Annotated in this window: 25 protein-coding genes, 3 tRNA genes and 1 other RNA gene; 8 read left to right on the top strand and 21 right to left on the bottom strand. The window is 42.7% G+C overall.

Annotated elements, in window-relative coordinates; translation table 11 throughout:
- Window positions 1-5: 5 nt before the first annotated feature.
- The 3 genes from flgK to flgM are packed head-to-tail and all read right to left on the bottom strand — an operon-like array spanning window position 6 to window position 2,323.
- Window positions 6-1,532 carry a flagellar hook-associated protein FlgK gene (gene flgK / locus E4K68_RS10425; RefSeq protein ID WP_135378867.1) on the bottom strand — a complete coding sequence of 509 codons (1,527 nt, stop codon included), beginning with the start codon at window positions 1,530-1,532 and terminating at the stop codon, window positions 6-8.
- 4 nt (window positions 1,533-1,536) lie between these two features.
- A complete protein-coding gene (locus tag E4K68_RS10420) occupies window positions 1,537-2,019 on the bottom strand; it encodes a flagellar protein FlgN (protein WP_135378866.1) in 483 nt (160 codons plus the stop codon).
- A gap of 31 nt (window positions 2,020-2,050) precedes the next feature.
- Window positions 2,051-2,323 (bottom strand): flagellar biosynthesis anti-sigma factor FlgM, encoded by a 273-nt coding sequence (flgM, locus tag E4K68_RS10415; protein WP_135378865.1) that lies wholly within the window; start codon window positions 2,321-2,323, stop codon window positions 2,051-2,053.
- 362 nt (window positions 2,324-2,685) lie between these two features.
- On the opposite strand from flgM, the gene E4K68_RS10410 reads away from it, so the two are divergent.
- Window positions 2,686-3,501, top strand: a complete 816-nt coding sequence (locus tag E4K68_RS10410; RefSeq protein WP_135378864.1) for a flagellar motor protein — start codon at window positions 2,686-2,688, stop codon at window positions 3,499-3,501.
- On the top strand, window positions 3,498-4,379 hold the full coding sequence (locus tag E4K68_RS10405) for a flagellar motor protein MotB (protein ID WP_135378863.1): 882 nt from the start codon (window positions 3,498-3,500) through the stop codon (window positions 4,377-4,379). The genes E4K68_RS10410 and E4K68_RS10405 overlap by 4 nt, the downstream gene beginning before the upstream one ends.
- A gap of 6 nt (window positions 4,380-4,385) precedes the next feature.
- On the opposite strand, the gene E4K68_RS10400 is transcribed toward E4K68_RS10405, so the two are convergent.
- Window positions 4,386-5,420 (bottom strand): M20/M25/M40 family metallo-hydrolase, encoded by a 1,035-nt coding sequence (locus E4K68_RS10400; RefSeq protein WP_135378862.1) that lies wholly within the window; start codon window positions 5,418-5,420, stop codon window positions 4,386-4,388.
- Window positions 5,421-5,449: 29 nt separating this feature from the next.
- Between E4K68_RS10400 and E4K68_RS10395 the strand changes: the two genes are divergently transcribed.
- Both E4K68_RS10395 and E4K68_RS10390 read left to right on the top strand, forming a co-directional pair.
- Window positions 5,450-5,887, top strand: coding sequence for a YaaR family protein (locus E4K68_RS10395; protein WP_135378861.1), 438 nt, complete (start codon window positions 5,450-5,452; stop codon window positions 5,885-5,887).
- Between the two features lie 65 nt (window positions 5,888-5,952).
- Entirely contained in the window at window positions 5,953-6,726 is a 774-nt protein-coding gene (locus E4K68_RS10390; protein ID WP_135379084.1) for a protein-glutamate O-methyltransferase CheR, read from the top strand.
- A 91-nt stretch (window positions 6,727-6,817) separates the two neighbouring features.
- Here the strand turns inward: E4K68_RS10390 and E4K68_RS10385 are convergent, their stop codons facing one another.
- From E4K68_RS10385 to E4K68_RS10355, 7 genes are all read right to left on the bottom strand, one after another.
- Window positions 6,818-7,012 carry a hypothetical protein gene (locus E4K68_RS10385; RefSeq protein ID WP_135378860.1) on the bottom strand — a complete coding sequence of 65 codons (195 nt, stop codon included), beginning with the start codon at window positions 7,010-7,012 and terminating at the stop codon, window positions 6,818-6,820.
- A gap of 224 nt (window positions 7,013-7,236) precedes the next feature.
- Window positions 7,237-7,620, bottom strand: a complete 384-nt coding sequence (locus E4K68_RS10380; RefSeq protein WP_135378859.1) for an EamA family transporter — start codon at window positions 7,618-7,620, stop codon at window positions 7,237-7,239.
- 120 nt (window positions 7,621-7,740) lie between these two features.
- Window positions 7,741-9,669, bottom strand: coding sequence for a methyl-accepting chemotaxis protein (locus tag E4K68_RS10375; protein WP_158291407.1), 1,929 nt, complete (start codon window positions 9,667-9,669; stop codon window positions 7,741-7,743).
- A gap of 912 nt (window positions 9,670-10,581) precedes the next feature.
- Window positions 10,582-11,373: an epoxyqueuosine reductase gene (locus E4K68_RS10370; RefSeq protein ID WP_135378857.1), complete on the bottom strand. Its 792-nt coding sequence runs from the start codon at window positions 11,371-11,373 to the stop codon at window positions 10,582-10,584.
- Between the two features lie 365 nt (window positions 11,374-11,738).
- Window positions 11,739-12,545, bottom strand: a complete 807-nt coding sequence (locus E4K68_RS10365; RefSeq protein WP_135378856.1) for an ABC transporter permease subunit — start codon at window positions 12,543-12,545, stop codon at window positions 11,739-11,741.
- Between the two features lie 50 nt (window positions 12,546-12,595).
- Window positions 12,596-13,468: an ABC transporter ATP-binding protein gene (locus E4K68_RS10360; protein WP_135378855.1), complete on the bottom strand. Its 873-nt coding sequence runs from the start codon at window positions 13,466-13,468 to the stop codon at window positions 12,596-12,598.
- Between the two features lie 208 nt (window positions 13,469-13,676).
- Entirely contained in the window at window positions 13,677-15,002 is a 1,326-nt protein-coding gene (locus E4K68_RS10355) for an AarF/UbiB family protein (RefSeq protein WP_135378854.1), read from the bottom strand.
- A gap of 423 nt (window positions 15,003-15,425) precedes the next feature.
- Here E4K68_RS10355 and E4K68_RS10350 point away from each other — a divergent pair, with 423 nt between their 5' ends.
- Window positions 15,426-15,629, top strand: a complete 204-nt coding sequence (locus E4K68_RS10350) for a hypothetical protein (RefSeq protein ID WP_135378853.1) — start codon at window positions 15,426-15,428, stop codon at window positions 15,627-15,629.
- Between the two features lie 343 nt (window positions 15,630-15,972).
- The gene (locus E4K68_RS21645) at window positions 15,973-16,230 is read left to right on the top strand and encodes a hypothetical protein (protein WP_243450333.1); all 258 of its coding nucleotides are present in this window, start codon (window positions 15,973-15,975) and stop codon (window positions 16,228-16,230) included.
- Between the two features lie 53 nt (window positions 16,231-16,283).
- Here E4K68_RS21645 and rnpB read toward each other — a convergent pair.
- From rnpB to E4K68_RS10325, 5 genes are all read right to left on the bottom strand, one after another.
- Window positions 16,284-16,656, bottom strand: an RNA gene (gene rnpB, locus E4K68_RS10340) — RNase P RNA component class A.
- Window positions 16,657-16,707: 51 nt separating this feature from the next.
- Entirely contained in the window at window positions 16,708-16,866 is a 159-nt protein-coding gene (locus tag E4K68_RS20355) for a hypothetical protein (protein ID WP_158291406.1), read from the bottom strand.
- 367 nt (window positions 16,867-17,233) lie between these two features.
- On the bottom strand, window positions 17,234-18,052 hold the full coding sequence (locus tag E4K68_RS10335; protein WP_135378852.1) for a Nif3-like dinuclear metal center hexameric protein: 819 nt from the start codon (window positions 18,050-18,052) through the stop codon (window positions 17,234-17,236).
- A complete protein-coding gene (locus tag E4K68_RS10330; RefSeq protein ID WP_135378851.1) occupies window positions 18,043-18,852 on the bottom strand; it encodes a class I SAM-dependent methyltransferase in 810 nt (269 codons plus the stop codon). Before E4K68_RS10330 ends, E4K68_RS10335 begins: the two co-directional genes overlap by 10 nt.
- A gap of 317 nt (window positions 18,853-19,169) precedes the next feature.
- Window positions 19,170-19,895, bottom strand: a complete 726-nt coding sequence (locus tag E4K68_RS10325; RefSeq protein WP_135378850.1) for a polysaccharide deacetylase family protein — start codon at window positions 19,893-19,895, stop codon at window positions 19,170-19,172.
- Window positions 19,896-20,529: 634 nt separating this feature from the next.
- On the opposite strand from E4K68_RS10325, the gene E4K68_RS10320 reads away from it, so the two are divergent.
- Entirely contained in the window at window positions 20,530-21,051 is a 522-nt protein-coding gene (locus tag E4K68_RS10320) for a DUF3862 domain-containing protein (protein ID WP_135378849.1), read from the top strand.
- A gap of 197 nt (window positions 21,052-21,248) precedes the next feature.
- Here the strand turns inward: E4K68_RS10320 and ytaF are convergent, their stop codons facing one another.
- Window positions 21,249-21,881 carry a sporulation membrane protein YtaF gene (gene ytaF / locus E4K68_RS10315; RefSeq protein WP_158291405.1) on the bottom strand — a complete coding sequence of 211 codons (633 nt, stop codon included), beginning with the start codon at window positions 21,879-21,881 and terminating at the stop codon, window positions 21,249-21,251.
- Window positions 21,882-22,145: 264 nt separating this feature from the next.
- Window positions 22,146-22,850, bottom strand: a complete 705-nt coding sequence (locus E4K68_RS10310) for a biosynthetic peptidoglycan transglycosylase (protein ID WP_243450332.1) — start codon at window positions 22,848-22,850, stop codon at window positions 22,146-22,148.
- A gap of 186 nt (window positions 22,851-23,036) precedes the next feature.
- Here E4K68_RS10310 and E4K68_RS20810 point away from each other — a divergent pair, with 186 nt between their 5' ends.
- A complete protein-coding gene (locus tag E4K68_RS20810) occupies window positions 23,037-23,246 on the top strand; it encodes a hypothetical protein (RefSeq protein ID WP_135378846.1) in 210 nt (69 codons plus the stop codon).
- A 246-nt stretch (window positions 23,247-23,492) separates the two neighbouring features.
- On the opposite strand, the gene E4K68_RS10300 is transcribed toward E4K68_RS20810, so the two are convergent.
- The 3 genes from E4K68_RS10300 to E4K68_RS10290 form a co-directional block, all read right to left on the bottom strand.
- Window positions 23,493-23,567: transfer RNA gene (locus tag E4K68_RS10300), tRNA-Val, on the bottom strand.
- A gap of 115 nt (window positions 23,568-23,682) precedes the next feature.
- Window positions 23,683-23,757 (bottom strand) — tRNA-Ile (locus tag E4K68_RS10295).
- 22 nt (window positions 23,758-23,779) lie between these two features.
- Window positions 23,780-23,854, bottom strand: a tRNA-Asn gene (locus E4K68_RS10290).
- Window positions 23,855-23,911: the final 57 nt, after the last annotated feature.

The raw sequence follows: 23,911 nt of genomic DNA, 5'->3' as shown, positions 1-23,911 counted from the left end.
CACTCCTATTTTGTTATCCCCATATTCATGATCGTACTTAACATATCGTCCATCATGGTGACCATCCGAGCAGCTGCAGAATAGCTTTTCTGAAACTTGACAAGATTGGTCATTTCCTCATCCAGTGATACACCAGACAAAGACTCCCGTTGGTTTGTTACATTTGTAACCAAGACATCTTCTCCTGCTTTCATTCTGTCAGCCTGCTGCACTTTTACGCCCAATTGAGCGACATTCGCAGCGTAAAAATCCGAAAGTGAGGAAGCCGAAATAGTATTAGTAAAACCACTTAGACTCTTTAGAGCATTCCAGCCGCTCGATAATGAGGAAATAGCTTGAGCAATCGACCCATCTCCTGCTGTAACCGTTGTCGTACCATCTATCGGGGTGGTTCCTGTAGCAATTTTATTGACATCGGTCTCGATTGCAGAGTTGAGGGTAATTGTTGCAGCTGTTACTCCCGGGAGGGCCGATGGAGTCGAAGTAGAATACGTTCCATCTGTAAAAAAATCAATCCCACCCGATCCTATTGTTAACCCCTGACCTGTCCGATGAAGTGCATTAACCGCGTCGGCGATTCCTTGTGCTAGTGCATCAACTTGCGCTTCAAAATCGGGAATATCGTTATTACGCGTTTCGAGGTCTGCTGACAGTGTCCCAAGTTTTGTACCTAAGTCAACGGGTGTACTATCACTCCATGCGATTCCAGATAGGCCATTTAAATCCGTAGTGGGATTGGTATCTAAAGAGTTAAGAGTACTGTCATCCACCAATACATTATTACTCGTTGAATTTTCGTTCCCGATAATCACCTTGTAACTATTCACATTTCGGTCCGCAAACGTCGTGTCCTTGGTTTCGACGACTCTGACACTGACAATCTTTGAAAGATCATCCACTAAGGAGTCCCGTTGATCCCGCAAATCGTTAGGGCTATCTCCAGCGACTTCGGCCCGCTTGATTTGGTCATTCAGATCTTTAATTTGCTGACCATAGCTATTTATTTGAGTAATTTGCACCTTAATTGATGCATCCACATTTTCCTTTAAATCGCTGACCTGTTGGGCAATATTGTGAAAACTATCCGTTAACTCTTGAGCACGTTCACTGACGACTGAGCGTGCCCCCGCATTCTCAGGATCCTTTGAAAGGTCACTCCAAGCAGTCCAGAACTGATTCATGTCACTACTCAAACTGTTGTCTGAAGGTTCATTTAGGATGCTTTCAACCTTCGTAAGGCTATCCTGTTTCGAGCCCCAGTATTGTTGCTTTGACGTCTCCGACCGAAACTGCCGATCCACAAACGCGTCCCTCGCCCGAGTGATCGTATCCAGTGTCACCCCTGAACCTAAACTAAGATTCCGCCCCATTGCTGGAATAGAATCTGGCGTCGTGGCCGTCAAATTTGCAATTTGTCTTGTATACCCTTGGGTATTGGCATTGGCAATATTGTGCCCGGTAATATTTAAAGCGACTTGCTGTGATTCCAGCGCTCTTCGCGATAATTCCAATCCAAAAAAAGTCGAATTCATATCTTTAAATCCTCCGATCCAAAAGGTGGAGCTTTTCGTTTCGTTCATTCTCTCTGCGGTGTGGATGCGCGTAGGTATTTTTTTCTTGGTGGGTTAGCATCCCTACGGTAAACTCAACAATTTTCATAGCCTGCTGCAGAAGCTGGGCATTAATGTCATGAACCTCTTGTAAACGGCTAACTACTTTATCAAGATCAAGGCGAACTTCCTCTAAAACCGGGAAATGCTCCGCTAGTTCTACCAATGTGAGGTCTTCCGAAGCCTTTCCCAGGTCTCGCCCTATGTGTTCAGCCCATAACATTCGTTCCTTTTCCAGGTGATTAGCACCTAATAAGAGTTGTTCTTCCTGGGCAGTGATCTCCTCAATTCCTTGAAGATTGTTTGCGATTAAGGCCTTCTGTTTTTCTATTTCTAGGACGTTTAATTCCTCATAAAGTGCCACTTGCTGTTTTAAATTGTCGTTCAAGTTCCGAAGTACTTCAGGCACAAGAATTTCCCCCTCACGTATGGAATCTCACTCAGAACTCCGGAGAAACTATAGTTTCGGCAATTTTTTGTCCGTTCACTTTAAACTCCCCACGTTCAATCTGCTCAGAGAGGGCTCGTACGCGATCCTCACGAATGGAGGGAAGCTCTTTAGCCTTCTGAATTAAGGCTTGATAAACTTGTGCTTTATCCGAGACGGCCACATTATCACCTTCGGAAGGCATCGTCTTTTTAGAGATTTGATTGATGCGACTGGTCGCTTTAACGCCCCCGACGGGAGGCAGTGATGGTCCTTCTACTTTCATATCGTTCACTCCAACAATCTTATTCTTACTCACTATATCGTAGATGTTCCTATAAAACTGAAGAGGAATTTTGTTCATTGTGAACATTTTTCGGGGGGGATAAGAATTCTAGCCCCTTCTCAGCTTTTCCTGTATAATATGTTTGGACTACGAACTAAAGTTTAAGCTGAAATATGACGATAGAACAAATAGGACTGGTTATGCTTAGTCCAAATTTCTAGTACGAAACTAAATTTATTCAAAGTTTCACTTAGATACTTCTCTTCCCTCATAAATAGCCGAATCTCAGTAACATTATTAATTAATTAAGCAAGGGAGGTACGTCGCAAGCCCTCAATGGAACGGGGCCCGGCAACTACAACATGGATTTATCAACTGTAATTGGGATTATCACAGGATTCGGCGCCCTACTGACCGGATTTATTTTAGAAGGGGGAAGTCCAGCTTCACTTGGCGGATTATCTGCGGCCATCATTGTATTTGGGGGGACCATCGGGGCGGTTGTTACTAGCTTTCCACTCGCTGATCTCAAGAAATTCCCACAGTGGATAAAGATGGCCTTTACGACACAATCCTTTGGGACTCTTGAAGCTTACACGACCTTAGTGCGGTTTGCTGAGAAAGCACGGCGTGAAGGATTACTCAGTCTTGAACAAGAACTCGAATCTGTCACTGATCGTTTTACGCGCCAAGGCATGCAGCTTGTTATTGATGGAACGGATCCGGAAATCACACGAGAGATCCTAGAATCGAATATTGCGGTTCTGGAGAAACGCCATAAGGTCGGGATCGCCGTCTTCGAAGCAGCCGGTGGATTTGGACCGACCCTGGGAATTATCGGAACCGTTATGGGCCTTGTCATGGTGCTAGGTAATCTTTCAGATGCTGAAGCACTCTCCCATTCTATCGCTGCCGCTTTTATTGCCACCCTCTATGGGGTCGCCTCCGCAAACCTTCTCTGGCTTCCTATTGCCAGCAAACTAAAAATGAAAGACAAAGCAGAAGTGTCAGCCATGGAAATGGTTTTAGACGGAATTCTCTCGATTCAGGCGGGCGAAAATCCCTCTATTCTGAAAGAAAAATTAAAAACTCACGTTGGGACGCTACTCCCCTCTGAGGAAACGATCGCAGAAGGTTCAGGTGCACCGGGTGCTGCCGCCATGGGTGATAGCCGATGAGTAGAAAGCGTGAACATGAAGCCGAAAAGGAAAATGGCGAACGCTGGCTTCTCACCTATTCTGACCTAATTACCCTGCTCATGATTTTCTTTGTCGTTCTTTATTCTATGAGTAAGGTCGATGCTCAAAAGTTCCAAGCCGTGGCTGAGTCTTTAAACAAAGCCCTCGGTGGGGGGACACCTTCTAAAATGGAAATATCATCCAGTCCTGCTGGGCCTTCTCTCTTTCAGACAGGAACTCCTTCCGCGAAAGCTACCGTTCCTGGGAAGGGGACAGATCCCAACAATACGACCTATACGGATCCAGCCTCAAGCCCCAATAACAAAAATGTCGGTCAGGGAAATGCTGATGCAGAAAGCACGTCCATTAACTCGATTAAAGTCAAGCTGGATAAATTCGCAGCGGATAATGGAATTCAGACAACCTTAGTCACTTCCATTGAGGAACGTGGCCTCGTGGTTAGCATCCAAGAGACCTTGCTCTTTGAAAGCGGTTCTGCTGATATTACTACCCGAGCCCGCGAAATTCTGGAAAAGATTTCGACAGTCCTTGCACAAGCGCCTAACCAAATCAAGGTCGAAGGACATACGGACAATCTTCCCATCCACACTGCCCAATTCCCAAGCAATTGGGTGCTCTCCGTGGTTCGTTCGACCAATGTCGTACAGATATTACAGCATGACGGTATTATCCCGGACCGTCTCTCAGCCACGGGCTACGGAGAATATCGGCCGATTGCTACGAATGATACAGATGCAGGGCGCGGTAAAAACCGCCGAATTGACCTGATCATTCTCCGCACTAAATACGACCTGACTGAGCCAGCAAAACAAGCTCCCGTCTCTGACACAGTAGTGCCCGCAACCATCAAACCCTAGAAACAACTAGAAGGCAAGAGTGTGGACCGCCCGGTATAGTATCTCCGCTGCCAAGGTTATTTGTTCAGGCTTTATTAAGGCAATAGTGTCGTCAGGAGTATGGTTTTTAGTGAGCCAGTCATGCGACATGAACGTAATCGCAGGTATGTTCGCCGCAGCAAAACTGACCGAGTCGCTGTTATGCCCTGCTTTTGAAACTAATAGAGCACTAGCCCCACATTCAGCGGCTGCTTGGCTGATAGCCTTTAGTGCCGTATTTTCCCCATCCGCCCAAAGTGCAAAATTCCCTATCATCCCATTTCCTACTGTATCGGCGTTGAGTACCGCTTTAATCTGTTGAAGGGGAAACGGTGAAGATCGGACAAACGCCTCAGACCCTACGAATCCCATCTCTTCCGCACTCCAGAAAGCAATAACAATCGTGCGCTTGGGGCTTTTTCCTTCCCGGAGGATTCGCCGCATGACATCAAGTACGCATCCGACGCCAGAAGCGTTATCGTTGGCCCCGGGGTAAACCTTACCCTCGAAAATTCCCAGATGGTCATAATGGGCGGATAGCAGAATGATCTCCTGCAGTTTTTCGCCCATCAGCCCGCCTAAAAGATTGACACTCGGAGTTCTCAAGTCTGTGTTTTCTCCAGGTCTAAAGGTCAATCGACCGTTGACTCTGCCTTCAATCACCGGTGGAAACGTAAACGCATGTGTAAATTCTGTTCCCGTGTCCCCCATTGGCTTTAACCCCAGCATGCTTAATTGCGAGGCAAGATACTCTGCTGCTTTCGCTTCCCCTACAGATCCCGCTTTGCGTCCTTGCATTTCAGGGGCGGTCAAGGTGAGGATATCATCGATTGCTGTGCGGTTCAGACTTTGGACATTGATCGGATTAGTCGTTTTGATCGGAGGGGGCAGCAATAATTCAACGGGTGGATGTCCTAGCCACTCCTTCATAGACTCTCCAAAACGGGTCGGCAACAAACTCCAAGGTAAGATGATGGCCCCGAGACCCAGTAATGTCTTCAGAAATACTCTACGAGTCTGCATTTCAAATCCTTTCTAAGAGGAGAATGACTATGGCTATACGCATTGATGCTCCACATCAAACCCCGACTTCCAATCTCGATTCTTCAAATTCCCTAGAGCGAAGCAATGATTTCAGCGGTGTCTTATCGAAGACCCAAAAAATTCAGCGGCTTGAACTTCGAGCCTTTCTCGACCGCCTTGAAACCCAAGGGAAGAAGTTAGCTCATTCTCTCTCGATCCGTGATCTTAAAGATTTCCGTGATATGGTTAAATCCTTCCTTCGTTCGACCTTCGGCCAAAGCCGAGAAATGCAGGAAGAATCGTCTTGGGATGCACAAGGGCGGCCCAAAGTCATGGCGCGCATCGCAAAAATCGATCAATCGCTCGATGAGCTAGGAAAACAACTTCTCGATCAGCAGGCCAAACCCCTGGAAGTCTTAACCAAGATTGATGAGATCCGAGGATTAATCGTCGACCTTTTCGCGTAAAACTATGTCAAGACGGATTTATAAATTTCCAGAAAAGAGGTGTGAGACCCTTGTCCTACGCAGCAATGCCCAACACCTACGAAGAGTTTGTTAAAGCCTTTCACCCTAAAAGTGGGCTCGATCTTAAATTTTATAAACAAAACCAAATGCAACGGCGAATACTTAGCTTCATGAGCTCCCATGGGCATCAAACCTATCCACTATTTATAAAAGCCCTCGATGTTGACCCAGTCTTATATGACGCCTTCTTCAAACATTTGACAATTAACGTATCTCAATTCTTTCGAGATGCTAATCAATGGAAAACACTGCGAGAAACGGTTATCCCCCTGCTCCTGAAGGCAAAAAATCCATTAAAGCTCTGGAGTGCTGGATGTTCGAGCGGCCAAGAGCCTTACTCCTTAGCCATAACGATGATGGAATATTTCACAAGTACCAAGTTTACCGTTCTCGGTACGGATATTGATGTCAATGTACTTCAGCAAGCAAAAGACGGCCTCTATAAACAAAATGATTTCGCGAGCACTCCGCCAGAATTCCTGCAGAAGTATTTTACCCCATCTGACAGCGGGTATCAAATCAAGGATCCTGTCAAACGGCTAGTCACGTTCCAGCGCCAGAATTTGCTCACAGATCGTTTCCAACCTGGCTATGATTTTATAGCTTGCCGTAATGTCGTGATTTATTTCACGGATGAAGCCAAGGAAATGCTCTACAAGAAGTTTACGGATGCCTTACGTCCTGGCGGAATTCTCTTTACCGGAAGCACGGAACACCTCTTCGGGATGAATAATTTAGGACTTAAGCCTGTATCCTCATTCTTCTATCAAAAGCTATAAGCTTATTAACCATGTAGGGGCTCTCACTCATTACTTTATTAATGAGTGAGAGCCCCCTTAACTTCAAATCAAGCCCTATGCCTTATGCAGTTTACGTCAGCGCCGTGGGACGAACACTTTCATACTGTTGAACAAATTCCTCTAAGGGATACGTAACCCCTTTTCCTTGAAACTCCAACGATACTTGTTGTGCATTTGGATTAAAACCGATAAACCTCATTCCGAGTTGTTTGGCCATTTTGGATAATTCAATCCGCGCGCCTCGCCCGAAGTCTTTTAATTGCATCCAACACACGCCCCTTTTTCTTGTCTCTTATGACTCCAAAAAGATAATGGGTGTCCCACTTGGAAACGCTTATTTAGTTGTGCTTAAAATGTGTAAATACCGCCGGGGTAGCTACTTAGATAACTTCCCTTAATTCATCATATCTTATTCATTGAGCCCTTGCAACTCTCTTATAAGAAAAAACATATTTGTTTTATTTAATTGCTCATCCTTAAAGAATTCTTTTAAGTTCCCCAGAATCCTAGAACACTAATCCCCGCTAGAATCAGTAAACTTCCAAGGATTTTAGGAATCGTGATCGTTTCGTGGAGTAGCAAAGTACCATAAAGAATCGCCAGCACATACCCCAATGCAACGAGTGGATACGCAAAGCTAAGCTCCCAACGAGATATAACAACAAGCCAGAGAATAGAGCTGACCCCAAAGCATGCGAAACCGAAAAATATTGCTGGGGTCAAAAGGATCGATCCGAGTTGTCGCCAAATTCCCGTGACCGTTACTTTACCATACTGTAACATTCCTAGGCGAAATAAAAACTGTCCGGTGGCACCTAATACTATAGAAAACAAAGCGACGGCTAAAGGACGCACTTCGGATATAAGATTCATAGAATCAGAACTCCTCAAAACTCAAGTTCTTAACATTCGACCGATCTTTAGCAGCTAACGCTTTAGTCATTAACAAAATGACATGGTTTTATACGGACGAAACGTGTTATGACTAGACTCTTAGATTTTAAATTTACTACTTAGGTCTTTTAGTCTCTGCGCCATCGTATTCAGACTCCCAATTGTACCGGCTACTTCTTGAACAGATGCCGATTGTTCCTGGGTTGCTGCGGCAATGCTTTGAGCACTATTGGCTACTTGCACTGCGTTTTCTTCTGCTTTCATAATGATATTGACAGCATCATCACTATCACTTGCTAATTGCTTGGTTTCTGTCGTAATATCCATAGCCTTGTCCGTAACATGCAGCGCTGCTTGCTGAATTTCTGCAAATGACTGTCCAGCATTTCTTACAAGCTCTGCTCCCTCGGCAATCGAGCGAGCCTCATTTAAGATGGAATTCGTAACATTCTCTGTCCCCTTCTGGATTTCAAAGACAATTGATTTTATTTCATTTGCCGCCCTAGTAGCACCTTCAGCGAGTTTCCTTACTTCATCAGCAACGACCGAAAACCCTCGACCATTCTCACCAGCTCTTGCTGCTTCAATGGCTGCATTCAAGGCTAATAAATTGGTCTGTGATGCGATGGCTGTTATTACTTCAGTTATTTGTCCGACTTTCTGTGAGTTCTCATCAAGGTGAACTACTTCATTCTCCATTGTCTTAGATTGGCCTAGAATAGTGTTCATTTGGCTTACAGCAGATTCTATTTCCGTAACACCGGATTCAGCAAGCTGAGCGGTTTGATTCGCTAGTTCGTAAACACCCAAAGAATTGCCGGATATTTCTCGGATACTTTCAGTCATCCTCTTGACTGAATCCACGGTCATCTTCGTATTCGTCTGGACATTTTGTACCATACTAGCGACTTCTTGAACACCCCTTGTTATTTCTTCACTTGCATTGGCCAGGAAGTCGATATTGACCGAAAACATGTTGGTTGAGTTGGCTAATTCTTCGGCACTATCGTTTGTCCCCTGGACATAAACCCGTAGGCCACCGACCATGCCGTTATAGGCATTTAACATTTCTCCTATTTCGCCTTTTGACTCAATTTTATGTTCGTGACTAAAGTCTCCTGCCGTCACCTCCTTTAAGAGTCCGGACGTGATAACAATCGGTTTAATAAGTACATTAGCAGCTATAAGTCCAATAACAATTGCCAATAAAATACTGACAATAACAATCACTAAGAAAACTTTTAATAAGTCATTCCTAGCCTCCATACTGGCGTTTGCTGTGATTGTAATTGCGAGTTGACCTATTTCCTCATTATTTATATCTTTTAAGGGAGTATAACTTGTTAAGTAAGATACACCGTTTCCAACACTATGCACGACTGAACCGTTGATTCCGTTACTTGTAAATTGCTTATTTGTAACTAATGCTTGACCTGCTTTTGGTAACACAGATAGGTCTGACCCAGTCATCTTTTTAACAGTTTCAATTTGGTCTGTTGTTAGGTATTTACCGAATACAAGATATCCAGCTTTTACGCCCGTTCCCTTAGTTCCTAGCACTTGAGCTACACCCACAAAGGCCAATCCCTTTTGGGCCTGATAGACTCCCGATAATATCTTTTCCCCTGCGATGGCTCTTTTTAGTAACGGCTGTTGTCGCAAATCACCTGTGTATGTCTCTTTTCCAAACGAATTTAAAACGGTTCCGGTCCCGTCCATTGTAATTCCAAAGTCAATACCGAAATCATCGGCGGCAACATTTATATTATCAACAATCCAAGCAGTATCTTTAGCTTGAATAGCAGAATGTGAATCATCCCAAAAGCCATAGGTTTTTGCCGCTTGCTCCATCTGTTGACCTAATATAGTCATAGTATTGGCCGATGCCTGCGTAGCAAACATCGCCTGCTCGCGTTCTGTTTTCGACAAGTCATTATAAACTGTCCAGTAGTTAATTCCTCCGCCAACTAGCACTGGGACTAAGGCGAATGCGATAAGGATCGCTAGAATTCTAACTTTTACTGACATTACTAATACCACCCTCTTTTCATTCCATTTTCGCCACAGAAAGCTTCCTCCCATGCTATCATACTATATCAAATATTTTTACAAATTACATCCCTTTTTCTAGCTCTATATACTTTATATGGTTCCACTCAATACTCTCAATATGCACTCGACCGGCAGAAACGGGCACAGAATATAATGCGGAACCAACCTGTAAACTGAATTATAACACGCTCTGGCCTTGGGGTTTGCTGGGTTATGGAAAGAACAATTCTCGCTTGCATAGAAGTGTATAAATATACATCGGTATGCAGTTCCCTTTCCATAATAAAACCTCCAATAACCTTTTTATCAGAGGGAGTTACATCAAGCGTTTGAACTGTTTCTGGAGTATGGAGAGGCGAAAGGCTCCCTCTTCTACAGGCAGATACCTCCACGCAAAACAAACAAATAGTATTAGCAACATAGGCAATAGAGAGTAGCTCATGTGGGACTGAATTTAAGGTGTATTTTCTAATTCCCCGAACAAAGTAACGCCTTTCCGAAAATAGATTTTTGTTATCAGTTTATTGATCTCTAACAATTAACAAATTTCCTTGCTATTTAACCCAAAAACACGCTTGTATCCGATAAACAATAGCATTAGGTAAGGTTTTGATATTATCCCACCTTTTGCTCTGCTCCACATGAAAGCTTTCCGTCACACACCCGCACAGGTAAATACCCCCCCTTCTAACCTTTTAATCTCGGCAGAAATGACGATGGGATTTAGCTGAGTTTAACTATGTCAGTAAATATAAGACTTTCTTACTCATTTACCGGACACGTAATTCAGACAATGTTTTTGCCATATCAACTATTTGTCGACTACATTTATCTGTCGCACTAGCAAGACGACTGCTTCCCATCAATCATCTTTCCTGGTTATTGACCTTATTTCTCTATTAGATTTTTGGTAGGATTCGTAAAAGAACATGGAACCTTGCACATACACTTTCCACACGTATCCCCAAGTCCATTGGGATAAACGGGAATTATTTTATCATATATCTGTTCATTACAGTTGTGTCTATCGAAGGTGTAATTTTCATTTGTTTTAATGAAAGCATTGTTTACACATCTATCTGCACATTTCATACAACTTTTATTAAACTTATATAAACAATTTTCAACTTCCTTTCTTTCAGATGGCTCAAGTTCAAGACTTGTTACTATGCTTCCAAGTCTGCCACAACATCCACTCTCGGTTATTAGCATATTATTCATACCGAATGTTCCGATACCAGAAATATAAGCCACGCTCCTATGTGACCAATCACTAATCAACTTTTCTTGATCGTAATTGTAGGTTGGTGGTATGTTTGTTGCCCTATATCCTGCTTGCAATATTTTATCATGCATATCTTGAGTTAATCCCGAAATGAGATTATTCGTCTCAATATATGCGATATCCCACTCCCTGGAACTTTCTTCTTCATCAATATTACTTAAAATAATTCCAGTCTCAAAAGGGATGAAATACACTATTACAGATTTTGCATCATCTAATAACTCACTAGGTGTTGCATGGGTTGGACTGACTATTTCTTTAAGTTTAAGGAATAATGGATCACTAGCCTTTGCAAAACCTATAATTGGTTCACGCCAGTTAGATTCGGTTTTGTTTATCTCCTGATAATTTCGCACATAATCTTTGATGCTATGAACTATTTCCCTGTTATTCATAATTCATCTCCATCATCTTAATTTTTCGGTTTACACTAATTTGACCTCTATAATTTAATTATGCAAATACCATGCCAATATTGGAGAGAGTACACTTAACATAAAATTAAAAAGATTGCCGTCTCTCCTCAAGGCTCTTATCGAGACTATCCGTTTTGAGTAATCCACTTTTGTAAAGGGCTTCGAGATGCTCAAAAACAATATTCTCAACATCGTCGTGACTCAAGATATACGAGTAGAGTACCGTGAGAAACGTCAAAAGATAAGTTGATATGGACACTTTAAAGGCCCCGGAAAGTTTACACTTTTGAGGCCTTTTAATATTCAACTTATAAGCTAAAAGTTATCTATAAGAGCAGATTCCTTTAGATTGCTAGATCCTTTGTATCAAATACCTTTTTTGTCAAGAACCAAAGAACCGCTGAAGCAACACTAAACCCTATAATGGGCCATACAGGGTCTGTTGTTCCCTCTAGTACCTCTTGCGGCTGAAACCATTGGAAGAGAGAAAGGTTTTTTAACCAAAATAATTTATCACTGAGTCCTCCAGCGACATCCAGACCGTAAAAGAGCAGCGTTAACCCCGCCGCATAAGTTAAAGCCCGTTCTTCCTCGACAAACCAAGCCGAGAAAAATAGACTATAAATTTCGATCAGCGAGAAAAAGGAAAGTCCTAAGAGGCCTAAGTCTATATAACGACCATGTTCGATTTCAATCCCTGAACAAAAGGTGCCAAAATATAATCCGACAATCGTAGCAGCGACTAGGATAGCGTTTGTGCTAAGCAAAACTCCAGTTTGAGTTGAAAGAATCTCACCTCGAGATACCGGCGTGGACAAAAGAAAGGCTAAGGAGCCATCATCCACCATTTTGGCAAGTAAGGAATTCGCTGTTTGTATTCCATATAATGCCATGATCATTACCCAGATCCTCGCAAAAAACTGGCCCGATATGAAGGCTTCAAAGGTGTCGGTCCGACCATTTTCAGGGACCCCAAACACGCTCTTTACCGCACATGGGATGGACTCTGCGATCTCCGTAACCCCCGGATTTTCTGCAATCACAGGGTAAACCCAGGTTAAGAGTCCTTCATAAAGAACAATTCCTACCGAAATGGCAACTACTTTCTTTCGATACTGTTTAAACATCGCCCGGAACAATGCCCTATTCATATTCACCCCACCTTAAGTTTGCAACTAAGGCTCTCTGTCAAACACAACGACTACCGGTAAAAATCCATAAAAGCTTCTTCTAACTCCAGAGAACGTTGCCTAAAGCGTTTGACCCGAACTTGAGCGAGAGCAAGCCATAGATTATCCAGTTCACCCGCTACACGGATGACGAAACGTCCTCCCTGAATTGGGGTAAAATTTAACTGACTCTGCTTTAGAAGCTCGGCATCCTCACTTTCAACTTCAATTTCGAACGTCTGATATTCAGCTTCTCTAAGCTGAGAAATACTTTGAACCGCTAGAAGTTTCCCTTCTCGAATAATGCCAACCTGCTCACACGTGCGTTCAATCTCCGCGAATTGGTGGGAAGACATAAATAAAGTTTTCCCCTTTTTCTTTTCCTCTAGGATTAAATCGACCAACACTTTTTGCATTAAGGGATCCAGTCCTGATGACGGTTCATCAAGGACGAGCACCATGGCATCCAACATTAAGGCCGAAATTATCCCCAACTTCTGCTTCGTCCCTTTGGACATCTTCCGAATGAGTATTCTTAAGTCTAAGTCGAGGGCACTCACAAAATAATCTTGATTCTTCTTTATGCGAGGATAATCGCCATGCATTCCCGCGATTAAGTCTAAAAACTCAGTCCCTGTTAAGTTTTCAATGAAGTGAAGTTCACCCGGAAGGTAACTGACGATCTTCTTCACCTCCGTCTTTTCTTGCCAACAATCATGTCCATTGATCGTTATGAGTCCCGAATCCGGCTTTAAAAATCCCATTAAAAGACGGATGGTCGTAGTCTTCCCTGCTCCATTCGGACCGAGAAATCCGAACGCTGTTCCGGGCTCGATCTGAAAGCTAATGTTCCAAATTCCACGCCCTTCGCGGTAAACTTTAGTCAGTTCTTTAACCTCGATCATTTCCTCCCTGCCTTTCACGCTTATCGCTGCTAAAATAGTGGATATTGTTATTGAGAAGACAGCAATCATACGTCCCTAAAGTATCGGTGAATTCAAACACATCCATGGAGGTTCACCACCCATAAAATAAGCCCTGTAAAAAACAGGATTCTATATTTTTCCTTATCTTTATGCTACTGTATTATATTGGTAAGACAGTCGTGTCAGTCTACCTCGTTCCCAAAATTCTTTCCCATAAATTCATCAGATCAAACTTCCAACAGATAAGCCTTCGGCTATAGAACTTGGCTTGTTCAACCAGGCTTAAAGTAGGATCCAACTCATTAAGAATTCCCTCAAGGGTTATCAAGGATTTACCTACGAGGATGAATTCAGAAGGAATATAAATTCCATGGCGAAAGATGATATTAAAAAAGTCCTGAATAGATTCACCCATGGTAAGTTTCGGTTTCTTCGAGGGTCCTTTTAAATGTTTATGACGTAAGGCAGAAATATCCGTTTTGAAGGCCAGCTTGTCAACCTGCTCAGATACAATTCCCATTTGCGAAATCGTCTCCAAAATCAAAGCATTATTTCCTCGGATCAGTGCTGACATTAGTGACAAAATCTGACCCCTCATGGTACGGGTTAGATGTCCTGTTATCCCGAAATCAAGCAAGGCAATTTTTTCCTCAGGTAAAATCAAAATATTGCCAGGATGAGGATCGCCGTGAAAACAGTCCCCCAGAAGGATTTGTTGGAGAAGTACTTTGCTTAAGCGATCGGCGATCCGATGAACATCATAAGAGGTCTCTTGAGAACCTATAATTTGATGTAACGGAATCCCTGAAATATACTCCATAGTTAACACTGAGGGCTGCGTAAATTCCCAGTAAATCTTCGGTATTAGAATATAGGGATCCCTTATGCACACTTTGGCTAGTTTCTCGGCATTTCGCCCCTCATTTACAAAATCCAGTTCTCCCTTAATCGTATTGGAAAACTCCTCAAGCAGTATGCGAAGAGGATAGCGTCTTCCCCACTGCGTTCTCTGTTCAATTTGATCGACAAAGATCTCAAATATTTCCAAATCAGTTTGAACAGTCTCACGAAGGTGTGGACGCTGCACTTTCACGGCCACTCTTTCTCCATTGTGCAGAACAGCCTGATGGACTTGCCCAATCGACGCTGCCGCCAGAGGGACAGGATCAAATTCATGATAGGCTGACTCTAGGCGAGACTGTAAGGATTCTTCAGCCACTCGGCGCACTACCTCAAAGGAAAGTGGCTGAACCCGGTCTTGGAGCTTCGCTAATTCTTGAACAATGGGTTGTGGAAGAAGATCCGATCGTGTACTCGCTAATTGTCCTACTTTTACAAAAGCTGGACCAAGTTCCGCGCAGGCATTTCTTAGATGCACTCCAACAAGTACTAAGTTTTCCTCCTGCATTGACCTAAGATTCCCAGAGAACAGCATATAACCCAAGCCATGTCGGATGAGCACGGAAAGGATTTCGTAGTAACGGAAAAAATGTCTCGAAGGTATTTCAAACATACTGAATGCTCTCCGTTTCTTATAGGACTATTATATTCTTATGGAAATTCGAGGGTGACGTGACAACGACTGTATCGGGTCCACTAAAGATCAACAATACCCCCCAGCACTTTACAAACAATGCAAAGTGCATAGGGGGTATTTTCATATTTTAGTTATTTCTTTTTTTCTCTAAAGTAGATCCCTTATAAATTTGTTGATACCTATGTAATGTTTGATCAGCTCTCCATCCGCTGACTCCCATGAAGGACCATTTCAACGATCTTCGTTACCTCTTCATCCGTTTTTTCACCGGGAAACTTCCCCCATCCTCCTTGTTGAACCAAACCCTAATAACCTATTCCATTTTGTTCCATTATCGTAACATTCGAATATTGTGTATTATGGAAAGTATTAGTAAGATAGGGGAGGAGTGGCAAAACTATGTTATTTGGAAGAAATCGTTTCTTAAATCCAAACGGAGCCCCTGCAGAAGGTTTCGTTCCTGGAGCAGAAGAAAACGCGAATTTTCTTAACCCAGCCCAAAACATGCCCCTGGGGATGCAACGTTTCCTAGCTAAAAAGGGAATCAACTCTCCTGCCGATCTAGCAAACCGTATGCAGTTCACACCTCGTATGCCTTTTTAAAAAGTACGCTGATCGAAAAAGAGCGGGGTTTACCCCCGCTCATGTTTTATCTACCCCAAACTCAAAACTAAGAAAAGCTCTCACTCCTAAACATGATCCTCCCTCTATTGTGTGGCATATTATCGCCTCCATAATTATCGAAATAAAGCATTGTTTTCATCAGATTCCCCAACCTTAATTTGGTGCTATTAGAAATCCGACTTTAGATGAGAAAACAATTGCTTATTGCAACGACACAGTAAAAACTTCAGTGCGGCGTCTTCAGCCTCTAACTAGTTATTTTCATAAAGACTCCCGACCCAATAAGTTTGGAGGAACTGCACTTACAGGAGTCCAGCCATATATGGGGAATGGAATGCCCGATTTAACGGGAAGCGTTGTGTTTACCGATTTTGCCCAGGATAAAGAATCTCAACCTCCGGTTAGAGGGGTTTTAGACATTGAACTGAGTCCGGAGGAACTGAGTGCTTTGAACTATGCTCAATCGCTCAGAAATAGCACTAGAGGTTTAAACCCAAAAGATAAGAAAGGACAACCTCAACGGTTGCCCTTTCTGCGGCGAATCAACATGAATGGCCTAGATAATATACAGGTGACTTAAAAAACTAGGGCTGCATTATTATACAACCCTAGTTTCCTATAACCCAGAAAATAATGCGAAGTCAACCTATAAGCCGAGTTCTGTTCCTCCGTATGGAGGTGATGATCATCTATCTCGAACCGCCGTTACCGACGGCCTCTAGCGACCTTACCCGGGAACAAAAACGGGCCGTTCAAAGTTCCCCTATTCAGTCTTGCTCCAGGTGGGGTTTACATGGCCAGTCAGTCACCTGACTGCCGGTGAGCTCTTACCTCGCCTTTCCACCCTTACCTAACACTCAAGCGGAGTATTAGGCGGTATCTCTCTGTTGCACTTTCCTTGGGGTTTCCCCCACTGGGCGTTACCCAGCACCTTGCCCTATGGAGCTCGGACTTTCCTCAGAGGCGACCTTTCGGTCCTTACCCCCGCGATCATCTAGTTGGCTTCGCTTGATTATCTTACTAGAAAAAAGCACTTTGGTCAAATGGAGAGTATTGGTTAATTAGCTTTTATCTCTTTTTCTGCCATTTGTTCCATTTCATCATCAATGTCCATCAACGCAGTTAACCACTTTACGCGGCTTCCATTATTTTCCGCTAAGTTTGTTAAAACCTTTTCACGCTCAATGCGTAAAGTTTCCGTTCGGCTTATCATCATGTTAATCACTCTCCTCTCTTCAACTTTATTCCTAACTAAGGTCTAAGACGAAACGAAACACCTAAAGAATACGCTTGAGAATTAGAATCTTCTTAAACACTCAATTTTTTGACTATTCTTCGCATATTTATAGTACAATATTCGACATTATATTGTCAAGCACTAATGCCCACTTTCACAAAGAAACTTTTCTCGATTATACTAATTTATTAAACAAAATTGAACTATCAAGGAGAAATAACGAGTTTAATGTCTTTGATCCATGAGACCAATAGCTTAAGGGATAAGTTTGCCAACCCTTAATTCAAGGATAATACGCATACAAAGTTATGTATTATCCTTGAATTGATACGGGATTTTCAAATATTCATAGTTGCCAAGGCGAACGATTGATCGAACTCACGCGAATTTCAATTCCCTGTAGGGATTTCTCAGTGGATAAGTAATGATACATTGCTTTAAGCATGGGTGCCTCGGTAAGAAAGTGTCCGAGATCGCCCACAGCCATCCCTCCCTCAAGTGCGTCGAGGACTGTATGATGGTCAACATCCCCTGTAATTAGTAGGTCTGCACCTTTGAACAACGCCTTCGATACAAAACGGCTTCCACTCCCATTGACAATCACCACTTTACGTACTACTCTCTCTAACTCTCCAGCAAGTCGAACACCCGCTAGGTCATAGGGCTGGGCATAAATATCTGACGAGCGTAGTTTGCTCAAAAAGCTCTTCCAAAGAATTCCTAGCTTTTCAGGATGCTCTAGATACCCGCTTACCCCATACCCACGTGGCTCGACTCCTTCCTCAAAAGTCTTCATTTTTTTCAGTCCTAAGACCTCGCCAAGGGCTTGGCTTGAAGAAACGATGGACTGATCTAAATTCGTGTGGGCAGCGTAATATCCAATCCCATGCTGCAGAAGTCGAAGCGGGACTTGGGCTGCAGCATTATCCGCTCTCAAGTTTTTTAGCGGGCGAAAGATGATAGGGTGATGTGCCACAATGAGCTGTGCTCCAAAAGCTTTGGCTTCTTCAACCACTTCTAACGTTCCATCTAAAGCAAGGAGAATGCGTTCTATAGGGGCGGATCCGCTTCCGACGAGCAACCCGACATTATCCCAATCCTCAGCCCATGATTTTGGTGCTATCTGTTCTATGATTTGGGCCACTAAGCCAACTGTCACTGCCATATTCTTAAACCCTCCACAAAGACCAACTCATCGCGGACCTCTCTAAGTTTGGCCTCTATCTCTGGACTATGAGACTTTTTCATCTGCTCAAGACGCCTTGATAGCATGCCACTGTATTCGTTCAGATGGGCTCGCAAGAGGTCTGTTCGCTCTTCCAAGACAAGAGGCCCAAAATGCCACACAAGCCTATAAACTAAGCTTGGAAACTCAGATGCTAGGATCCCCGTCATCATGCTCTCTTTCTCTAAGAGAAGCTGTAAGCGCTGTTTCCAAGCTTGCACTTTCTTCACCAGTTCGACTTTATCCCATCCTTCGTTCCTCGAAAAAGCCATGACGACATAGATACGGTCCTCTTCTTCGACTAACCGCTCTGCCTTAAGGCGCCACCCATTCTCTAGTAACGCCAAACGTACAGCCCCCTCCGCGCCTTGCGGTTGAAGAATGAGATCTGTCACGTTCTCCAGGACGTCCGGTCGAGAAGAAAGGATATCCAGCATGGTTTTTCCTCCCATCCCGGCGAGTGTCAAGACATCGACTTCACCGCGTTCGAGCGGGATCAAGCCATCACCAAATCGCACATCAATCACCGCGGCTAAATCTCGACTTTTTACGGCATTCAAAGCGGATTGATACGGTCCTTCATGAACATCTACTGCGACCGCTTTTGATATCCGCTGGGTCTCATAGAGGACTATGGGCAGGTACGCATGGTCAGTCCCTATGTCCCCCAGCTTGGCACCCTCTGGAACAAATGCTGCGACTGTCTGCAAGCGTGGTCCGAGTGTTATTGATACTTTCATAGGTTTCACCTCATATATAATGATCTAACCCTATACTTTATTATGGCCAAAAAACTAGTGCTCAGGATAGGTCTATCTGCCGAAAACACAAAATGGACTACGGCTTATTTTGCCACAGTCCATTGTTTGCATTATTTGGTGGGCGATACTGGTCTCGAAGGTGTATCACCCACCCTAGAACCCTTGTGGTGCAGTTTTTAGTTAATGTGACCGACTTTTAAACCGCTTTATTTAATTAGTTGAATGAAATTGTGTTTTTCTGAATTTTACGCCCCTTTTTGGAGGCTGAACAACAACTTTATTATACGGCTTTATCATTAGGTTGTCCATTTGTTGCTTTGTGAATTCTTCAATGGCAAATCCAGGCTAACAAAAGGCAACTTTTTCTCGACTGCAACCCTTCGGCAAATGCTTTCTAGAGCACAAATGGTATTTGCCGGTGCTCCTGGCTGACCCCCGGCATCGTGTAACAATACTATGGAGCCTACTGTTGTTTTTTTCAAAACCCGTTTTGTGATTTGCTCTGGACTTCGTTGAGCGAGCCAGTCGTAACCCTCTACATTCCAGAGAACCACTTTCTTTTTACGGTATTTCAACCATAGCCAAAGTGCCATGTTAAAGACCCCCCAAGGTGGACGAATCCATTCCACCTTTTGCCCGGTTAACCGTTCCAATGTGGCAACACCTTCGTCCCACTTCCTCCAAGTTGCCCATGGATTTAGAAACCAGGAACAAATATGTTGTTGGCAGTGTATACCAAGTTGATGCCCATGGCCCTGAATTTCCTTAATCAATTCAGGATAAGTGGCGGCATTTTCTCCGACAACGAAAAAGGTCGCCGGTACCTTGTACCGCTCAAGAATTTCTAAAACTTTAGGGGTATATTCCGGGTGAGGCCCATCATCAAACGTAATTGCAACACCTAAGGCGTTTTGCCTTTTCCAACAACCGATCCCTCCACAACGCAATACAATATTTGGAATAATTATATAAGCTACAATTAACAAAAAAGTGAACTCTACTATTAATCTACGCAAATCCATTATCGCCGTTTCTCCTCAAGTTGGGTTAAAAATATTTATTACGATAGTCACAAATGGTTCTATAGTAACATTTTAGAATCTTGGCGACATCAGCAATAGTCAGGGTTGTTAAGCTGCCGACCTTAGTTTGTTCACTCGCAAAGCTCAAAGAGAGACCAGAACACTTTCGAAAAAGTTCAACTTTCTACTCCTTCATCATTGCTATACTTATACTATGCGGTATACCCTACAACTTATCATCTTTTTCTTAAAAACAACTTAAAATGTTTAAAGCAAAAACAAGTTAGTGCATAGATAACTTATTTTAACTGAACCGCTTGATTCAGAATAATTCCAACAGATTATCTTCAAATTTTAAAGAGTAAACCTCCTACGTAGGTTATAAATCTACACTAGGAGGTTTACTCTTCATACATCATTTTTTATCGTTGTATTCTATTTAGGGCCCAAATTAATCTAGCCGAACGGCGGTCTATATCAGTTTTGACTATTTCTTAATTTTATTCGTAAAATAAACTCTCCTATATTTATCTATTGTTAATTAGAATTAGTATAAGGGATATTGTCGAAAAGCTAGTACGCAGTTCCTTATATGGTAATATATGGATATATTATATAAGGGGAGTGAATTTTATTGCGTGCTAAAGTATCAGTTCAAAAACACTGGCTAGTTTTAATTACTCTACTCCTAGGCTTAAGCATGGCTCTTATCGGCTGTAGCAAGTTAACAACAGGGCTTTCAAAACAATCGACTTCTACGGCTGCTGCACCTAACACACTAGATACGAACTCTTCAGCCGATAAAACAATTCCATCGGTTCCAGTTACTCCTAAAGATACAAACAATCAAACTCTAACCTCGAGCCAAAAAGTATCTGAATCCGGTAAAACAACATCAGCTAAAGCCACTGAGAAAAGCAATACACTAACCATTAGTAAAGCTAAGTACAACCAGCTAAAATACGGTGATACCTATGAAAAAGTTAAAGGCTTGTTGGGAGGCACTGGTGAAGTCGTCACAGAAAGCGGTATAAAGGGAAGCAAAGATTATACCGCAACCTATTTATGTCACGTGAAATCTCCATCCGCTGGAGAAGTGTTCCTGGCCTTTAAGGACAATAAACTAGTCAATAAAATGGAGGTTAACTTGCAATAACAAAGTGTCACATAAACACTATTTTTCTATTACTAGAAACAGAAACACCCCTTGATTGGGGTGTTCACTTTTTGAGAAGCTATATCCTCTCTCATCTTGAAAAACTTCTGTGATGATTACTTTAAGGTATGTAGACCTCTATGGATGGTTAGACGTTAAGAATCTATGTTAATACTCATAGTTGAAAATAACAACTTCTAGTTAAGAAGTTCATAAATACCGATTATAATAAGTACCACTCCTGAAATCACTTGGGCGAATTGTTCAAATCGGTCGGAAGCAGTTTTCCAACCGATCAAGTATCCCACGCTAATTGAAATCATACTGAAGATAAAGACTGAAATACCTGATGAAAGAGGGTCCATTCCTGTAAGTCCAGCCCCAACCCCAGTAGCAATACAGTTAAACGATAACGTCAAGCCTAAAACCATGGCTTCTTTGGTCGAGATGAAACCATTAGCGTCAAAATCGGCGACAGAAGGTTCTTTAGTGATTTGGACAACACAATTCAACGCCTTGATTGGAACAGAGTAGGTCTTCATAACTGGAATAGCAGCTGGTAAACAATCACTTGTTGATGTCTTATGTGCTATTACCCAAAATCCTATGGCGACAATTATTAAGGCCCCTATCTCACCTGCTACCGCAATATATCGACTAAGAAGATGCCCTGTTAAGACGGAAATGGCTACAACTACACCCGATAATAAGGCTATGAAGAAATTGGAGAGAAAGGGAACACGTATTTTTTTAACTCCATAACTAATACCTACCCCAAGGTTATCCAGGTTAGCGGCAAGACCTAAAAAGAGTGCCGAAACTATATGCATTAGTGCCTCCCCCTTGAACATAGAAATCCTAGTTTCCGAACCATACTATTCAAGGAAAAAGGCATTTGTTAACGTATTCTTTTCAATTACATTAAAGACCCCAGCCGGTCAAGCTGAGGCCTTAATTTTTGCCCATAAAAGACAATATATAAGGTAGTTAACATTAATTTTTACGCCTTGGCTTGCATTGCGATTTATTACATCATTAGAGCAAAATAGACTCATTTACTGAAATCTAGATTAAGTTTTTCTAATAGCTTTTCTTTATTCTATTTTACCCGCAATAGGTTCGCTGATAATCTTCTTCGCCTGAGATTCACTAATTTCTCCGTTATCAACCATACTTTGTACGACAATATGTTGTCGCTCACGGGCAAGTTTCATGTTGTGATATGGGTCATAGTTACTTGGCGCATTCGGAAGGCCAGCTAGCATTGTCAGTTCTCCTGCGTTCAGTTCCGATGGAGGTTTTCCAAAGTATGTCTCTGCCGCTTGGTACAATCCGTTAGCCCCATGTCCGAAGTAAATGACATTGGTGTAGAACGCGAATGTTTCTTGCTTACTCATCGAGTCATACACCCCTATGGCATAGATACTCTCAAGTAATTTCCACGTCAATGATTTTGACATATTACTTAAAAGTGTGTTATGAATCAACTGTTGCGTGATTGTAGAGCCACCTTGACGGGCCTGCCCACTGCCAATGTCCACAGACACTGCACGTAAAGTTCCTCTTAAATCTATTCCTCTGTTTGTGAAAAAACTGCGATCCTCAGTTGAGATTATGGCATCTCGATATATTTCCGGTATATCGTTGTACGTTAGAAACTGGCTATGATGGGTTTGTACATGAGTGAGCACGTCACTACGCACCTGATCGGCAATTCTGTTGACATGAGTAAAGTAATATTTTACTCCAAACCAACCAATACATAGAAACACAGATGTATAAATAAGGAATTTAAACAAATTCTTGATGAATCTCTTCACGAGTTCCTCCGTCAGATAAAGGATAAGCTCATTAAATGCATATTATTGAATGGTCAATCATACAGCAAGGCATTTGTATCGCATCACAGGTTATCAGCAGGCATATCTACATTCTTAACGCTTAAACGTTCCCTTAAACAAAACCGAGGTGAAAATTCCATTTGCGTGTCACAAATTCAATCGACAATGACGGACGGCACGGTTCATTTTGGTAGCCAGTTGATTAAGGGAAATCCTGGTGTGACACAAATCCATTCTCGATGCCCCAAAATTGCACAACAAATACGTTCTGCGACTGTGACCTCTTCCTCCGTCTCTAGCTCCTCAAAAGGCCCAGAGGGCCGTCTAGAGCCTCTGCAATTTGTGTTGCAATAATAAGTATCCCATCTACAACAGTTCTTCTATTAAAATAATCACAGGTATATAAAAATACCTCATTGACAAATCAATGAGGTATCAGCTTATTCATAATGACTGCCTGACCGAATCTTGACCGACTACTTACGGATACTTACAATTATAAGTGAATATTTAACTATTTTGTCGTTCAGTCTCACAATTTTACAATATCCGTTTGTACCAAGACTTTCAGCATTTTCATTAGCCAAATCTTACTTTATTTGGTGGGCGATACTGGTCTCGAACCAGTGGCCTCATCCGTGTGAAGGATGCGCTCTACCGCTGAGCTAATCGCCCTAATTAGATGTTCGATATGCCCTTTGGAATAGCTACATCTTTTAAGTTCCTTCTCAAAAATTAGCTTCGGTCTTCTATTTTCTGACCTTTGGCAATCAAACACTGACATTTGAAGTGGTGGGCCCACTGGGATTCGAACCTAGGACCAACCCGTTATGAGCGGGGGGCTCTACCGCTGAGCTATGGGCCCGTATTATACTTATGCAAAAAATTGGCTCCCCGAGTAGGACTCGAACCTACAACCTACCGGTTAACAGCCGGTTGCTCCACCATTGAGCTATCGAGGAATGTCCTTTGCACGGATTATTATACGAAATTCTGAGCTTATAGTCAAGTCTTTTTCG

Source organism: Desulfosporosinus sp. Sb-LF (genome assembly GCF_004766055.1).
Lineage (GTDB): Bacteria > Bacillota > Desulfitobacteriia > Desulfitobacteriales > Desulfitobacteriaceae > Desulfosporosinus.
This window is presented reverse-complemented; position numbering and strand designations above follow the sequence as displayed.

Bases quoted from the DNA above. Each gene is read 5' to 3' on its own strand.
- ytaF (WP_158291405.1), bottom strand. From the start codon at position 21,881: ATGCATATAGTTTCGGCACTCTTTTTAGGTCTTGCCGCTAACCTGGAT.
- E4K68_RS10350 (WP_135378853.1), top strand. From the start codon at position 15,426: ATGTTATTTGGAAGAAATCGTTTCTTAAATCCAAACGGAGCCCCTGCA.
- E4K68_RS10330 (WP_135378851.1), bottom strand. From the start codon at position 18,852: ATGAAAGTATCAATAACACTCGGACCACGCTTGCAGACAGTCGCAGCA.
- E4K68_RS10325 (WP_135378850.1), bottom strand. From the start codon at position 19,895: ATGGATTTGCGTAGATTAATAGTAGAGTTCACTTTTTTGTTAATTGTA.
- E4K68_RS10380 (WP_135378859.1), bottom strand. From the start codon at position 7,620: ATGAATCTTATATCCGAAGTGCGTCCTTTAGCCGTCGCTTTGTTTTCT.
- E4K68_RS10375 (WP_158291407.1), bottom strand. From the start codon at position 9,669: ATGTCAGTAAAAGTTAGAATTCTAGCGATCCTTATCGCATTCGCCTTA.
- E4K68_RS10370 (WP_135378857.1), bottom strand. From the start codon at position 11,373: ATGAATAACAGGGAAATAGTTCATAGCATCAAAGATTATGTGCGAAAT.
- E4K68_RS10410 (WP_135378864.1), top strand. From the start codon at position 2,686: ATGGATTTATCAACTGTAATTGGGATTATCACAGGATTCGGCGCCCTA.
- E4K68_RS10355 (WP_135378854.1), bottom strand. From the start codon at position 15,002: ATGTTTGAAATACCTTCGAGACATTTTTTCCGTTACTACGAAATCCTT.
- E4K68_RS10385 (WP_135378860.1), bottom strand. From the start codon at position 7,012: ATGCAATTAAAAGACTTCGGGCGAGGCGCGCGGATTGAATTATCCAAA.
- flgK (WP_135378867.1), bottom strand. From the start codon at position 1,532: ATGAATTCGACTTTTTTTGGATTGGAATTATCGCGAAGAGCGCTGGAA.
- E4K68_RS10365 (WP_135378856.1), bottom strand. From the start codon at position 12,545: ATGAATAGGGCATTGTTCCGGGCGATGTTTAAACAGTATCGAAAGAAA.
- E4K68_RS21645 (WP_243450333.1), top strand. From the start codon at position 15,973: ATGGGGAATGGAATGCCCGATTTAACGGGAAGCGTTGTGTTTACCGAT.
- E4K68_RS10390 (WP_135379084.1), top strand. From the start codon at position 5,953: ATGCCCAACACCTACGAAGAGTTTGTTAAAGCCTTTCACCCTAAAAGT.
- E4K68_RS10400 (WP_135378862.1), bottom strand. From the start codon at position 5,420: ATGCAGACTCGTAGAGTATTTCTGAAGACATTACTGGGTCTCGGGGCC.
- E4K68_RS10405 (WP_135378863.1), top strand. From the start codon at position 3,498: ATGAGTAGAAAGCGTGAACATGAAGCCGAAAAGGAAAATGGCGAACGC.
- flgM (WP_135378865.1), bottom strand. From the start codon at position 2,323: ATGAAAGTAGAAGGACCATCACTGCCTCCCGTCGGGGGCGTTAAAGCG.
- E4K68_RS10360 (WP_135378855.1), bottom strand. From the start codon at position 13,468: ATGATCGAGGTTAAAGAACTGACTAAAGTTTACCGCGAAGGGCGTGGA.
- E4K68_RS10395 (WP_135378861.1), top strand. From the start codon at position 5,450: ATGGCTATACGCATTGATGCTCCACATCAAACCCCGACTTCCAATCTC.
- E4K68_RS20355 (WP_158291406.1), bottom strand. From the start codon at position 16,866: ATGATGATAAGCCGAACGGAAACTTTACGCATTGAGCGTGAAAAGGTT.
- E4K68_RS10335 (WP_135378852.1), bottom strand. From the start codon at position 18,052: ATGGCAGTGACAGTTGGCTTAGTGGCCCAAATCATAGAACAGATAGCA.